Origin of the sequence: Kocuria sp., from assembly GCF_030536815.1 — a bacterium.
Lineage (GTDB): Bacteria > Actinomycetota > Actinomycetes > Actinomycetales > Micrococcaceae > Kocuria > Kocuria gwangalliensis.
Genome location: NZ_JAUNPE010000059.1, coordinates 1 through 13962, shown reverse-complemented (window position 1 = coordinate 13962; position 13962 = coordinate 1). Strand labels below are relative to the sequence as shown.

Genomic DNA, 13962 nt, shown 5'->3' with positions numbered 1-13962 from the left:
CCTCCAACAGGATCCTGACGCCCTCCATCATGGGCTTCGATTCCCTGTTCATGCTCATCCAGACGGTCCTGATCTTCGCGATCGGCACAGTGGGCCGCACGCAGCTGGGTACCTATCCCCTGTTCCTGCTGGAGCTCGGACTCATGGTGGTCTTCGCGGCCATCATGTACCGCTGGCTGTTCACCGGTTCCGGCCTGTCCCTGCACCTGGTGCTGCTGATCGGAATCGTGTTCGGCACGCTGTTCCGCGGCATTTCCTCGCTGCTGCAGCGGTTGCTGGATCCCAGTGAGTTCATGGTGCTTCAGGACTCCATGTTCGCCTCATTCACGGGTGTGGACTCGGGGCTGCTGCAAATTTCCGTGCTCATCATTGCGGTCGCCACCGTTCCGCTGGTCGTGATGCGCCGTCGCTTCGACGTGTTGTCCCTGGGACGCGACACTTCCATCAGTTTGGGGATCAATCACACCCGTACCGTGACCACGGTGCTGATCGTGTGCTCGGTCTTCGTGGGTGTGTGCACCGCTCTGGTGGGTCCCATTACGTTCTTCGGCCTGATTGTCGCGAACCTGGCTTACGCCCTGTGCCGCACGTTCCGACACGCCTGGATCCTGCCAATCTCCGTACTATTGGGCGTTGTGGCACTGGTGGGCGGACAATTGATCCTGGAACGCGTGTTCGCGTTCGATACGGCATTGTCCATTGTGATTGAGTTCTGCGGTGGGTTGTTGTTCTTGTTCCTGCTGTTGAGAGGGTCCATCAAGTGATCGAGCTGTCCGGTCTCACCAAGACATATGGCGAGACGACCGTGGTGGACCATGTCTCGGCTCAGATCGAGTCCGGTGGCGTGGTGTCGATCATTGGCGCCAACGGCGCCGGCAAGTCCACGGTGCTGTCCATGATCGCCCGCCTGGTGGCCATGGACAATGGATCCGTGTTCGTGGATGAACACGACGTACTCAATACCCCCTCGGACGTGCTCGCCAAGAAGCTGTCCATCCTGCGCCAGGAAAACACGCTGAACGTCCGCCTGACGGTGCGCGATCTGGTGGGTTTCGGCCGTTTCCCGCATTCCAAGGGCCGGCTGCGTCCCGACGACACCGAACACATCGACCGGGCCCTGGACTATTTGAACCTCAACGAGTTCCAGGACCGCTATGTGGACGAGCTCTCCGGCGGCCAGCGCCAGCGCGTATTCATTGCCATGGTGATCGCCCAGGACACCGATTATGTGCTCCTGGACGAGCCGCTCAACAACCTGGACATGAAGCACTCCGTGGAAATGATGAAGCTCCTACGGCGCATGACCCACGAGCTCGGTAAGACCGTGATCCTGGTGATCCACGACATCAATTTCGCGTCGTGCTATTCGGACCGCGTCCTGGCCATGAAGCAGGGCGCCCTGGTCTGCCAGGGAACCCCCGAGGAGATCATGCAGCCGGACATCCTGCGGGACATCTACGACATGGACATCCGCGTGGAGGTCATCAACGGCCACCACGTGGGCATGTACTACATGTGACCCGCGAGCTCGTGATGTGATGGAACCGTGACTTCCCCCGCCGATGCCGAGATGCACGCCCTCGCCCAGCTCCTCACACCCCAGGGCCTGGCCCTGGTCGACTCGATCGGCGCCTACGATCCGGATCGCTCCCTGAAGCTGTCCGAATCGCTGCGAGCGCGGGGCTACGCCCCGGAACTGGTCTCCGCGGCCCTGACCCAGGCCAAGCTGCGCACCCACGCACGGGCCAAGTTCGGTGAGTTCGCCGACCACATGGTGTTCACCCGCAACGGACTCGAACAAGCCACCCGTTGGTCCGTCGCTGCCCTGCACGCCCGCCGGTTCGCCCAGGCAGACCTTACGCACATCGCCGATCTCGGCTGCGGCATCGGCGCGGACTCCCTGGCCCTGGCCGCCCTGGAACGCACCGTGACCGCCGTCGACAAGGACGAACTGACCGCGGCGGTGGCCACCGTGAACCTCACCGGGTGGCCCCGCACCGCCGTGCTCTGCGGCGACGTCGAAACCCTGGATCTGGCCGGTCTGGACAACGGCGCGCCCGACGGCGTCTGGCTGGATCCCGCACGCAGGGTCACCGGTTCGGGGCGCACCCAGCGCGTGTTCGATCCCGAGGCGTTCTCGCCGCCCCTGTCCTTCGTGACGGGTTTGGCCGGGGAGGGTCTGGCCGTGGGCGCCAAACTGGGCCCGGGTATCCCCCACGAGCACATTCCCGACGGTGCCGAAGCCCAGTGGGTCTCCGATCACGGCGATGTGGTCGAAGTGGTGCTCTGGTTCAACGCGGTGCGCCGCCCGGAGGTGGCCCGCGCGGCCCTGGTCCTGGGCTCGCACGCGGACGGCACGGCGACCGCCGCCGAACTGACTTCCGAGAGCTGGGAATCCCCCGCCCCCGAAGGTGAGCTGCTGGGCGAAGTGGGCGAGTACTTCTACGAGCCGGACGGCGCCGTGATCCGTGCCGGTCTCGTCACGGACCTGGCGCGGGCCCTGGATGCGCGCCTGATCCACCCGACCATCGCGTATCTGTCCGGGGACGAACTCCACGAGAGCCCGCTCGCGACCGCGTACCGTGTGCGGGAGGTGCTGGGCCACAACGTGAAAACACTGAAGAAGTGGGTGCGGGATCACAACGTGGGGACCCTGAACATCAAGAAACGGGGAACGGACGTCACCCCGGAACAGCTCAGGAGACAGCTGGCGCCGCGCGGTACCGAACAAGCCACTCTGGTGATGACACGTTTGCAGCACGACGGGCGCGAACGTCGCGTGGTGCTGGTCGTTGAACCCGTACACTGAAGTACCCGCACAGCAGTACGAGACCGGTGAACAACTCCCGATCCCGTTCGTGGACCGCGGGACATCCCCGGTGCACCCATGAGAGGACCACTGCCGTGCACATTGATTTCGCCTCTTCCGATCGCTCTTCGCTGGGCGTTGAGTGGGAGATCGCCCTGGTGGACCGTGAAACCGGCGAGCTCGAGCCGCGCGGCCAGGAAGTCCTCGAAGCCGTCATTGCGGCCAACCCAGACATGGGCGAGGACGGCAATCACCCGCGCGTGACCGGCGAGTTCCTGCAGAACACCGTGGAAATGGTCACGGGTGTGTGCCACGACGTGGAAGAGGCCATGGCGCACCTGAAGCTGACCTCGGACGAGATCCGCAAGGTCGCAGACCCCGAGGGCCTGGAGATCTTTGCCGCCGGCACCCACCCGTTCTCGGAGTGGGAGGACCAGCCCGTGGTGGACAAGGAGCGCTACTACAAGGTGGTGGACCGCGCGCAGTACTGGGGCCGCCAAATGGTGATTTACGGACTGCACGTGCACGTGGGTGTGGACCATAAGAACAAGGCGTTGCCCGTCCTTGAGGGTCTGCTGAACTACTACCCGCATTTGTTGGCGCTCTCGGCCAATTCGCCGTACTGGTGCGGCCACGACACCGGGTACGCATCCCACCGCTCCCAGGTCTTCCAGCAGCTGCCCACAGCGGGGCTGCCGTTCCGGTTCTCGGCCTGGGACGAGTACGAGTCCTATGTCCAGGACCTGCTCACCACGGGTGTGATCGAGGATGAATCGGAGAACCGGTGGGACATCCGCCCCGTGCCGCGCTTCGGCACCGTGGAGATGCGCGTGTGTGATGGGCCCACTACCCTGCACGACGTGAGCGCATTGACCGCTCTGACCCAGTGCCTGGTGGAATCGTTCTCCCGCACACTGGACAACGGCGGCACGGTTCCCACCATGCCGCCGTGGCACCACCAGGAGAACAAGTGGCGCGCGGCGCGTTACGGCTTGGACGCGATCATCATCCAGAACGCCCAGAGCGACGAGCGCCCGGTCACCGAGGACCTCACCGAGTTGCTCAACAAGCTGGAGCCCATTGCCTCGGACCTGGGGTGCGGCACCGAGTTGGCGCGTGTGGAGGACATCATCCGCTACGGCGCCGGATATCAACGGCAGCAGCGCGTGGCCCAGGAGCACAACGGCGACCTGCGCGCCGTGGCCCTGGACATTGTGGAGCGCAACCGCGCCTCGTTCTGAGCGGTTACCCCGCCCCCATCGAGACAGTGGACACCGGCAGCCCCGGGTCAGCGGTGAACACGATGCCGGTCGGGGCTCGACCCTCGGCCACCAGTCGCGCTCCGAGTGCGGCCACCATGGCCCCGTTGTCGGTGCACAGCTCGAGCGGCGGCACGATCACCTCGATCCCCCGGGCCTTGCAACGCTCGATCACCAGGGCGCGTAACCGCGAGTTCGCGGCCACACCGCCGCCCATGAGCAGCGTGTCGATTGAATTCTCGGTGCACGCGAGCACGGTCTTGCGGGAGATCACGTCCACCACGGATTCCTGGAAGGACGCGGCGACGTCGGCGACCGGTACCGGCTGCCCGGAGGCCTCGAACGTCTCCACCACCCGCGCCACCGCGGTTTTCAGCCCCGAGAAGGACATGTCGTAGCGGTGCGTTCCCGGTTTCTCCGCCGAGCCCATGTACTTGCCCGCCGTGAGCCCCCGGGGGAAGCGGAACGCGGTGGGGTCACCGTCCCGGGCGGCCATGTCGATGGCCGGCCCCCCGGGATAACCCAGCCCGAGCAGGCGGGCGACCTTGTCGTAGGCCTCGCCGGCGGCGTCGTCGATCGTCGCGCCCAGCAAGCGGACGTCACCGGTGATGTCCGGGACGGAAAGAATTTCCGTGTGGCCGCCCGAGACGAGCAGCGCACCCAGATTCTCGGGGAGCTTCCCCCGCTCGTCGAGTAATCCCACGCTCACGTGCGCCACCAGGTGGTTGATCGCGTAGAGCGGTTTTTCCGTGGCGACCGCGAGCGCCTTGGCCGCGGCCACGCCCACCATGAGCGCGCCGGCCAGGCCCGGCCCGGAGGTCACGGCAATGGCGTCGATCTCGTCCAGCGTGACGTCGGCGTCGTCGAGGGCTGCTTGCAGCGTGGGAACGAAGGCCTCGAGGTGGGCGCGGGAGGCGATCTCGGGGATCACACCGCCGAAGCGCACGTGTTCGGCCATGGACGAGGACACCGTGTTGGTCAGCAGCTCGGTGCCGCGCACAATGCCCACGCCCGTTTCATCGCACGAGGATTCAATGCCCAGCACGAGCGGTTCAGCGGTTGCCATGGAGGGTCCTTCCGTCCGCGCTGCGCTGCGGGGGCCCGGCCGGGGCCAGCTCGCAGCGCATGATCAGCGCGTCATGACCGTCCCCGTAGTAGCCGGGGCGGGTGTGGATGTGTTCGTAGCCGAAGCGCTTGTACAGCGTTTGCGCCCGGTGGTTGTCCGAGCGCACCTCCAGCAGGATTTCGGTGCCTCGGGCGTGGCGGGCGGCCTCGTGCAGCGTGCGCAGCAGGGCGCTTCCGAGCCCCCTACCCTCGTGTCCGGCGGCCACGGCAATGGTCTGGACGTCCGCGACCGGCGGGATGCACATCATGCCCGCGTACCCCACGATCTCCCGCTCACGCGTGAGCACCCAGTACTGCCGGGTGGGGTGGGCCAGTTCCTCGTCGAACATGCGGCGCGGCCACGCGTCGTCCGGGAACAGCTGGGTCTCCAGGGCGTAGACCCGCTCCAGGTCCGCCGGCTGCATGGGACGCAGGGCATAGCCTTCCGGCAACGACGACGCCGCCGCCCCGGCCGGTTGATGCCCGGTCACCGCAGTGCCTTCTTGCGTTGCACGGGCACCTTGGCATCGGATTCACGCAGGTAGAGCGGTGCGGTGTCCGCGCTCAGCTCGATGCCGCGCTCCCGCAGCGCCCACGCGGCGCGGGACAGATCCGCGGCGGCGGGTTGCCACTCGGCGGACTCGGTCACCACGTGCGGCAGCTGCTCGGTGTACAGTCCCGCGCCGTAGCCGTAAGCCGGTAGTTCGGGCAGCTGGTCGGGCGCGGTGACCTGCGGGCCGTCCAACGGTTGCGCGAACCGGCCGTGACCGTCCTCGTGCGTGATGTAGCGGCCCCAGTACAGCTCCTTGCGGCGGGCATCGGTGGCGACCAGGAACTCGGTGCCTCCCACCGCACCCTGCGCCGCACGGTGGGCCAACGCGTCGAGGGAGCACATGCCGTACACGGGCAGCTGCCACGCAAAGCCGAAGGTGCGGGCGCTCACCAGGCCGGCGCGCAGGCCGGTGAAGGGACCGGGCCCGGTGCCCACGAGAATGGCTTTCAGCTGGGCCGGCTCCACGTCCGCCCGACCCAAAAGGTTGTAGACGGCCGGGGCGAGCGCTTCGGCGTGGGAGCGGGTGTCCCGGGTGGCGAATTCCGCCAGCACCTCCCCGTTACGGGTCAGCGCCGCGGACGCAATGGACGACGAATCCAGACTCAGCACAAGCACCCGAACAGTCTAAGCCCCGCCGCTCGGAGGGCCGGGTGCTCGGAGTTTGGGGTGCTCAGAGGTCCAGTCGCTCGGACCAGCGGGGTCCGTAGCCTCGCATGATGATGGTGCGCGGCTCGTCCGTGTTCCGCTCGCTCTCGTCCCATTCCTCGTTGAGGGCCGCAAGCGCCTTGGAAATGTCCGCGCCGGGCTCGATCGTTGCGGTCCCGGCCCGTTCGGTCTCAGCCGTCTCGCCCGCGGCCCGATTGATCTCGTAGTCCAGGGAGAAGGCCGCCGACGGCGCCCCCACCGCTCCCCGCGGCCGCACGATGTCGATGACCAGGCGGGACTCGCTCAGGTGCTCCACCTTGCCCGTGCCCCACTCGACCACGGTGACGCTGGTTTCCACGGTGTCCTCCAGGTCGATGTTGTCGATGTCCGCGGCGGTGTCCAGGCGGTACGCGTCCACGTGCACCAGATCCGGCCCGCCGGGGTTCGAGCCGCCCGGCAGGTTCGGGTGCTGGCGGGACAGCACGAACGTGGGTGAAATGATGCCCTCCCGCACCCCCAATCCGGCGCCGAGGCCCTGCGTGAACGTGGTCTTACCCGCGCCCAGTTCGCCGTTGAGCATGAGAAGATCCCCGGCCTTCAAGTGCGTGGCAAGTTTCTGCGCGATCAGCTGGGTTTCCTCGGCGGAGGCCGGGTAGCGGGTCAGGGTCCAATTCGGCTGGGTATAGGACTCCCCCGACGAATCGCGCGTGGGTCGCGGATCCTGCGGCAGGCTGTGTGCGGCCAGCGCACTCGCGCTGCGGGACACGGTGACGTCCCCCAGGGTCAGGTGGCTGTGACTCGTGTATTCACGCGGCACCCGCGGGGACACCCGCGTGACGATCTCGTAGTTGATGCTCCCGCTCGCATCGGCCCATTCCGTGGCGGAGGGGTGATCACCGGCCCCGAACAGCACGGCCTCGTCCCCGATGTGCACCATGGGATCCACCGCCTCGTCCACCATGGGGGTGCCCGCGGGGATGCCTTCCGGCGTCACCGTTTTGCCCCGTGCCAGGTCGATCACGCACTGGTCCATGGCGATCCGGCCCACTACGGGGTAGACCCGGCCCCCGATGTGAACGGGAGCTCCGGTCGCCACGCGAGGAACGCCGTCGGCGTAACCCAGGGGAATGAGCGCAAGGTGCGTGGGGGTCTCGGTGCGGTAGGTCAGACCGTACGACACACCGTGCCCGGCGGGCACGGCCTTGACGTTGGCCACGCGTGTGCGCAGGGTCATGGCGGGAATCAGGCCGAAGTCCTTGGGGGTCCGGTCCTCGAACGGGCTCAGTCCGTAAATGCCCAGGCCCACGCGCACGGCATCGCGCAAAATGTAGTCGGGGTCCTCGAGCTGATCCGCGGACAGCAGGGCCGGGGTGTTGGCGGCGTGGATCATGGTCGGCTTCAAACCGGCCTTGCGGGCGATCCGCACCGCGTCCGTCAGCGCGTTGAGCTGTTCCATGGTCTCGTCACCGCGGGCGGGTTCGTCGGCGACCGAGAGGTGCGTGAAGATCCCCTCCACGTGCACCAGGCCCTGATTCTGCGCGGCCACCACGCGTTCCACCAGGTCCGGCCACTGCGCGGCCGTGGAGCCGTTACGGCCCAGTCCGGTGTCGATCTTCAGGTGCAACGTGGCCGTCTTGCCCGTCTCGCGGGCGGCCGACAGGATGGCGTGCAGCTCCCAGCCGCTGATACCCAATGAAATATTGTGCTCGAGGGCCTCGAGGAAGTCTGTGCTCGTGGTGTGCAGCCACGACAGCACGGGCGCCGTGATCCCGGCGTAGCGCAAGGCGAGCGCCTCACTCACGTGGGCCGTGCCCAGCAGGTCCGCACCGGCCGACAATGCGGTGCGGGCCACCTCGGGTGCACCATGGCCGTAGCCGTCCGCCTTGACCACGGCTATCAGCTTCCGCCCGCGGGCCAACTGCGTTAATCGGACCACGTTGTGCCACACGGCAGACAGGTCGATGACCGCGCTGCGCTCGCTGGGTTCCTGGGACTGCCACGACGTTGTTACGCTCACGTCCTCCATTGTGCCTTCTCCGCGCCCAGCTCCTCGACGGTTCCCGTTAGGCTGGTCGCGTGCCTCAACAGACTCCGCCGCGCGTGCTGCTCGTCAGTATGCACACCTCGCCCGTGGATCAACCCGGCTCCGGCGACGCCGGCGGTATGAACGTGTACGTCCTGCACCTGGCCCGCTCGCTGTCCCAGCGCGGCTGGGCGGTGGACATGGCCACGCTGGACCGCGATCCGTCCCACCCCGCCGGTGTCAGCGTGGACTCGTTGCCGGACGGTCCCCGTCTGCTGACCGTCGCGGTTCCCGGTGCCGCCACCGCTCCCAAACAGCGCCTTTCCGAGTTCGCGCTCGCGTTCGGCGGCGCCCTCGCCGCCTTCTACAACGACGCCGCCGCTCCCCTCCTGGTGCATGCCCACTACTGGCTGTCCGCGGTTGCGGCCCGTGAAATCTGTGCGAACCTCCGCATCCCGTTGATGCTGACGCTGCACACGTCCGCCGCGGTGAAGAACCTGCGGGCCGGCCCGGGTGAGAACCCGGAACCGGTTGCTCGCGAGCGGGCAGAGCAGGACGTGGTGGCCACCTCGTGCACCCTGGTGGTCAACACCCCCGCCGAGGCCGATCACATGGTGGAGTTGTACGGCGCATCCCGCAACCGGATTCGCGTGATCCCGCCGGGGGTGGACCCGGAGATCTTTTACCCCGCCGTGAAAACCACCCCGCACCCCCACAGCACCGCGTCCTCCGACGGCGTCGATGCACGTCCGTTCACGGTGTTGTGCGCCGGCCGCATGCAACCCCTCAAGGGACCCCAAATTCTGGTGGCCGCCCTGGGACTGTTGCGCAAGAAGCATCCGGGCTGCACGGTGGATCTGACTCTGGCGGGTGCGGGATCCCCGGAGTTCCTGGCCGAGTTGCACCGGTTGGTGGAAGAACATGATGTGGCGGACGCCGTGGAGTTCCAAGGCTCCATGCCGTCTTCCGAACTTGCCGCACTCATGCGCTCCGCAGACGCGGTGGCCATGCCGTCCTCGTCAGAGACCTTCGGGCTGGTGGCCCTCGAGGCTCAGGCGTGCGGAACCCCGGTTCTGGCCACCGACGTGGACGGACTGCGCTACGCGGTGGAGGACCAGCGGACCGGGTGGTTGGTGCCCGGGCGCACCCCGCAGCTGTGGGCGGAGGCACTGTATCGAGCGGCGTCGAGCCCCGATCGTTGGCGGGCCATGTCCCGGGCTGCGGCGGAACGCGCGCGCGAGCTCACATGGGATCACGTTGCCGCCCAACATGAGGTGGCTTACATGCGCTGCGCGGGCGAGCGCGTAACCACCTAGACTCGAGGGTGTGACCACCGCGTATCTCAGCCGTGAATCGCTGGCCAGGTATCTGGATCGATCCAGGATCACCGGCGCCGTAGCGACCCCTCGCGAAGCCAACCTGCGTAATATCCAGGGTTTCCTGGATGGTGACCAGCACCAACACATGGGTGTCGAGCAAACCCGGGACTGGACCTACAAGTCCGTGTTCAAGCTCATGCGTGAGCGCGTGGGCATCAATGAGGACCCCAAGTACACGCAGGGCCAGGACTCCATTTCCGCGAACCTGTGCATTGCCGCGCTCGATAAGTACGCGGACATTTTCAGTGAGGCCATCAAGGGCCGCAACCGCTTGTTGTTCGCCACGGCGCACCCCGCCGGGCTCGCCCCGGTCTACGCCCGGCTCGCCCGAGTGGCCCGGAAATCCGGTGCGCGTGTTCTGCGCATTGACGGCGCCCTGCCCTTCGAGGACGGCGACGTGCGCCAGATCGAGGACGTGGTGATGGTCGAACAGTACGGCGGACTGCGGCACACCCACTCTCCCGAGCCCATGAGACTGGTTCTGGAGCAGCTGGCTGCGGAGGGCCGCGAGCAACCGGACCTCGTGATCTCCGATCACGGCATGGCCGGTTACGCCGGTTCCCGGGCCAAGCTACGCACCATTGCAATGGGTGACTGCAACGACCCCGGGATCTTCGTCGCCGAGGCCCAGGGCGATGTGGAAGTCACCGTACCCCTGGACGACAACGTGGCCCCGCACCTCTACAACCCGCTGGTCGACTACATCATTTCCCGCGCCGGGCTGGCGGGGCAGGACCGGCGGTAGGCCGCTCCCGTCGCACAACGCCGCCCGGCACCGACGTGCTTCGGTACCGGGCGGCGTCGTTCGTTCTAAGGCGTGTTAGCGCTCGATCTCGCCGCGGATGAACTTTTCCACGTTCTCGCGAGCGGTATCGTCGTCGAACTGCTCGGGCGGGGACTTCATGAAGTACGAGGACGCCGAGACCAGCGGGCCGCCGATGCCGCGGTCCAGGCCGATCTTGGCCGCGCGGATGGCGTCGATGATCACACCCGCGGAGTTCGGGGAGTCCCACACCTCGAGCTTGTACTCCAGCGAGATGGGGGCGTTGCCAAAACCGTGGCCCTCGAGGCGCACGAACGCGAACTTCCGGTCATCCAGCCAGCCCACGTAATCGGACGGGCCGATGTGCACGTCCTTGGCGCGCATCTCGTGCGGCACGTTGGAGGTCACGGCCTGGGTCTTGGAAATCTTCTTGGACTCCAGGCGGGAGCGCTCCAACATGTTCTTGAAGTCCATGTTGCCGCCCACGTTGAGCTGATAGGTGCGGTCGAGCACGTAGCCGCGGTCCTCGAACAGCTTGGCCAATACACGGTGGGTGATGGTGGCACCCACCTGGGACTTGATGTCATCGCCCACGATGGGAACACCGGCGTCGCGGAACTTCTGCGCCCATTCCTCGGTGCCGGCAATGAACACGGGCAGGGCGTTGACGAAGGCCACGCCGGCATCAATGGCCGCCTGCGCGTAATAGCGGTCCGCGTCCTCGGAGCCAACGGGCAAGTAGGAGACGAGCACGTCCACCTTGGCCTCGCGCAGTGCTTGCGCAACGTCCACCGGTTCGGCGTCCGATTCGGTGATCATCTCGCGGTAGTACACGCCCAGGCCGTCCCGGGTGGGTCCGCGCTGGACGGTCACGCCCAGATGGGGGACGTCCGCGATTTTCATGGTGTTGTTCTCGGACGCCAGGATCGCCTCGGAGAGGTCCGAGCCCACCTTGGCCGCGTCCACGTCGAAGGCCGCCACGAATTCGACATCGCGCACGTGGTAGGCACCGAACTGCACGTGCATCAGGCCGGGAACGGCCTCGGACGGGTCGGCGTCGCGGTAGAAGTGCACGCCCTGGATCAGCGATGTGGCACAGTTGCCCACACCTGCAATGGCCACGCGAATGGGGTGTTCGGACACGGTTCTCCTCGGGGAATCAGGTAGTCAGTGGTCATTGTGCAGACCCGCGCCGACACACGGGTGGCTGACCACCACTGTGCAGCGCCGCACAGAACCAACTCCCCAGTCTAATCAGGCAGCGGGTCGGTTGGCGCACCGTTGCGAGCGGTCACGGGCGGGGGCTCACCAGGACAGCGCGGCCTCGCCGAGCAGCAGCACGGAAACCGCCAGGAACACCACGCCCGCCACGAGTTCCACACCCACCGAGTGGGCCTGGAACCGCGCGGCCAGCGCCGGTACGGAACCGAACCACGCGACCGCGCAGAACCACGCCAGCCCCACCACGAACAACAGCACGGCCACGAGCATGGATTCCCACCACAGCGCATTGGCCGGTACCACCGACGCGAACAGCGCAATGAAGAACACAATGGCCTTGGCGTTGGAGAGGTTGGTGATGATGCCCTGCACCACTGCCCGGAACCCGGTCAGGTTCTTGGTGCCCAGGACTCCGCTACCGCGCGCACTGGACGCGGGCTCCGGGATCTGCTCGGCGGCCTCGACTGTGGCCGGCGACGGCGCGGCCTCACCCGCGCCGGGTGCGACGCCGCCCGAGTCGGACGCGCGGGCGGTCTCAGAACGACGTCGTGACGTCGCCTTGGCCGCGAGCGCCGAGCGAATCGAGCCGTAGCCCAGCCACGCGAGGAACAGGGCGCCCGCGATCTGGATGGTGAGTTTTAGAACCTCGTTCTGGTTGATCACCACCGTGACGCCGGTGAGCGAGAGGGTGATCCAGATGATGTTGCCGATCATCACGCCCAGGGCGGTCAGCATGGCTTTTCCGCGCGAGGACAGGAACGCGTTGCGGAGGATGACCAGGATGTCCGGGCCCGGCGAGACGATGCCCGCGACCCACAGACCGAGTAGGGCTAAGTACTGCGTTGTGCTCATGCGTGCTTGGACTCGGTTGCGGCACCCCAGATGTTGATGTCGGCATCCGTGACGAGTGAGTCGATCCGTTCGAGTTCGACAGCCGTGAAGTCCAGGTTGTGGATGGCCGCCGCGGAATCCGCAATTTGCTCCGGCGAGGACGCGCCGACGAGCGCCGTAGTGACCTGACCTTCGGCCTGCGGGCGCAGAACCCACGCAATGGCCATTTGGGCCAGGCTCTGCCCACGGTCCTGGGCCATCGAGTTCAGTTCCCTGATCTGCGCCACGGTGTTGTCGGTCAACCATTCCGGATTGAGGGACTTACCGGCCGCCGCGCGGGATTCCTCCGGGACGCCGCCCAAGTATTTATTGGTCAACATGCCCTGCGCCAGCGGGGAGAAGCTGATGGAACCCATGCCGGCCTCGGTCAATGCGGCAAGCAGGTTCTTTCCGTCCGCGCGCTCGTTGGGCTGTTCGATCCACCGGTTGAGCATGGAGTAGGAGGGCTGGTGAATGAGCAACGGGGTGCCCAGCTCCCTCATGATCTGCTGCGCCGCAAGGGTGAGGTCCGCGCTGTAGGACGAGATGCCCACGTAGCTCGCCCGGCCCGAGCGCACAATGTGGTCCAACGCGCCCATGGTCTCCTCGAGCGGCGTGTCGGCGTCCGGGCGGTGGTGGTAGAAGATGTCCACGCGATCCAGGCCCATGCGTTCCAGGGACTGGTCAATGGAGTCCAGCAGGTACTTCCTGGAGCCGCCCACTCCCCCGTACGGGCCCGGCCACATCTGCCATCCGGCCTTGGTGGAAATGACCAGTTCCTGACGGTACCGCGCGAAGTCCTCACGGAGGATGCGGCCGAAGTTCAGTTCCGCAGAACCCGCGGGCGGACCATAATTATTGGCCAGATCGAAGTGCGTGATACCCAGATCGAAGGCCTTGCGCAGGGTAGCGCGCATGGAGGTCAACGGGGTGTCGTCACCGAAGTTGTGCCACAGGCCCAGGGACAGCGCGGGCAACTTCAGGCCCGAGTTCCCCACCCGCCGATAAGGCATGGTGTCGTAACGGTCCTCGGCCGGGGTCCAGACTGTGTCATCACCGAAAGTCAGCATGGTGACCAGTGTGCCATCTGTTGGACGCCGGTTACTCACACCGCGTCAGACTCACGTTCTTGTGCTGCCGAGACAAGAGGTAAGCCGCGGCAACCGAGAATCCGTCGATTCCGGTCGCCGCGGCTTCAGTCCCGCTCAGACGCGCAGCACCGCAGCGGTGTTGGGCGCCAACGTCACCTTTCCGGGGGTGTCCAGTCCGGGTTCCGCACCGCTCGCGAACAGCACCTGGGGCGCGTCACCTCCCATGACGGGCAGCTCTCGCTCGT

Annotated in this window: 13 protein-coding genes; 6 read left to right on the top strand and 7 right to left on the bottom strand. The window is 66.5% G+C overall.

From position 1 onward, the window contains the following. The 4 genes from Q4E95_RS07205 to Q4E95_RS07190 form a co-directional block, all read left to right on the top strand. On the top strand, positions 1-764 hold a 764-nt coding region (locus Q4E95_RS07205), incomplete at its 5' end, for an iron chelate uptake ABC transporter family permease subunit (protein ID WP_303382669.1). After that, positions 761-1519 carry an ABC transporter ATP-binding protein gene (locus Q4E95_RS07200; protein ID WP_303382668.1) on the top strand — a complete coding sequence of 253 codons (759 nt, stop codon included), beginning with the start codon at positions 761-763 and terminating at the stop codon, positions 1517-1519. The genes Q4E95_RS07205 and Q4E95_RS07200, both read left to right, overlap by 4 nt. A gap of 27 nt (positions 1520-1546) precedes the next feature. Beyond that, positions 1547-2809 (top strand): class I SAM-dependent methyltransferase, encoded by a 1263-nt coding sequence (locus tag Q4E95_RS07195; protein WP_303382667.1) that lies wholly within the window; start codon positions 1547-1549, stop codon positions 2807-2809. Between the two features lie 95 nt (positions 2810-2904). Beyond that, entirely contained in the window at positions 2905-4050 is a 1146-nt protein-coding gene (locus Q4E95_RS07190; RefSeq protein WP_303382666.1) for a glutamate--cysteine ligase, read from the top strand. A 4-nt stretch (positions 4051-4054) separates the two neighbouring features. On the opposite strand, the gene tsaD is transcribed toward Q4E95_RS07190, so the two are convergent. The 4 genes from tsaD to alr all read right to left on the bottom strand — a co-directional run bounded on the left by tsaD (position 4055) and on the right by alr (position 8396). Beyond that, positions 4055-5134 carry a tRNA (adenosine(37)-N6)-threonylcarbamoyltransferase complex transferase subunit TsaD gene (tsaD, locus tag Q4E95_RS07185; protein WP_303382665.1) on the bottom strand — a complete coding sequence of 360 codons (1080 nt, stop codon included), beginning with the start codon at positions 5132-5134 and terminating at the stop codon, positions 4055-4057. Next, the gene (gene rimI / locus Q4E95_RS07180; protein WP_303382670.1) at positions 5121-5597 is read right to left on the bottom strand and encodes a ribosomal protein S18-alanine N-acetyltransferase; all 477 of its coding nucleotides are present in this window, start codon (positions 5595-5597) and stop codon (positions 5121-5123) included. The genes tsaD and rimI overlap by 14 nt, the downstream gene beginning before the upstream one ends. A 62-nt stretch (positions 5598-5659) precedes the next feature. After that, positions 5660-6340, bottom strand: a complete 681-nt coding sequence (gene tsaB, locus Q4E95_RS07175) for a tRNA (adenosine(37)-N6)-threonylcarbamoyltransferase complex dimerization subunit type 1 TsaB (protein ID WP_303382664.1) — start codon at positions 6338-6340, stop codon at positions 5660-5662. Between the two features lie 55 nt (positions 6341-6395). Then, positions 6396-8396 carry an alanine racemase gene (gene alr, locus Q4E95_RS07170; protein WP_303382663.1) on the bottom strand — a complete coding sequence of 667 codons (2001 nt, stop codon included), beginning with the start codon at positions 8394-8396 and terminating at the stop codon, positions 6396-6398. Between the two features lie 50 nt (positions 8397-8446). Here alr and Q4E95_RS07165 point away from each other — a divergent pair, with 50 nt between their 5' ends. Together Q4E95_RS07165 and Q4E95_RS07160 are read left to right on the top strand one after the other, a co-directional pair. After that, a complete protein-coding gene (locus tag Q4E95_RS07165) occupies positions 8447-9709 on the top strand; it encodes a glycosyltransferase (RefSeq protein ID WP_303382662.1) in 1263 nt (420 codons plus the stop codon). Between the two features lie 10 nt (positions 9710-9719). After that, positions 9720-10517, top strand: a complete 798-nt coding sequence (locus tag Q4E95_RS07160) for a phosphatase (protein ID WP_303382661.1) — start codon at positions 9720-9722, stop codon at positions 10515-10517. A 75-nt stretch (positions 10518-10592) separates the two neighbouring features. Here the strand turns inward: Q4E95_RS07160 and Q4E95_RS07155 are convergent, their stop codons facing one another. The 3 genes from Q4E95_RS07155 to mgrA all read right to left on the bottom strand — a co-directional run bounded on the left by Q4E95_RS07155 (position 10593) and on the right by mgrA (position 13696). After that, positions 10593-11678, bottom strand: a complete 1086-nt coding sequence (locus tag Q4E95_RS07155) for an inositol-3-phosphate synthase (RefSeq protein ID WP_303382660.1) — start codon at positions 11676-11678, stop codon at positions 10593-10595. 162 nt (positions 11679-11840) lie between these two features. Then, on the bottom strand, positions 11841-12608 hold the full coding sequence (locus Q4E95_RS07150; RefSeq protein WP_303382659.1) for a LysE family transporter: 768 nt from the start codon (positions 12606-12608) through the stop codon (positions 11841-11843). After that, a complete protein-coding gene (mgrA, locus tag Q4E95_RS07145) occupies positions 12605-13696 on the bottom strand; it encodes an L-glyceraldehyde 3-phosphate reductase (protein ID WP_303382658.1) in 1092 nt (363 codons plus the stop codon). Before mgrA ends, Q4E95_RS07150 begins: the two co-directional genes overlap by 4 nt. Positions 13697-13962: the final 266 nt, after the last annotated feature.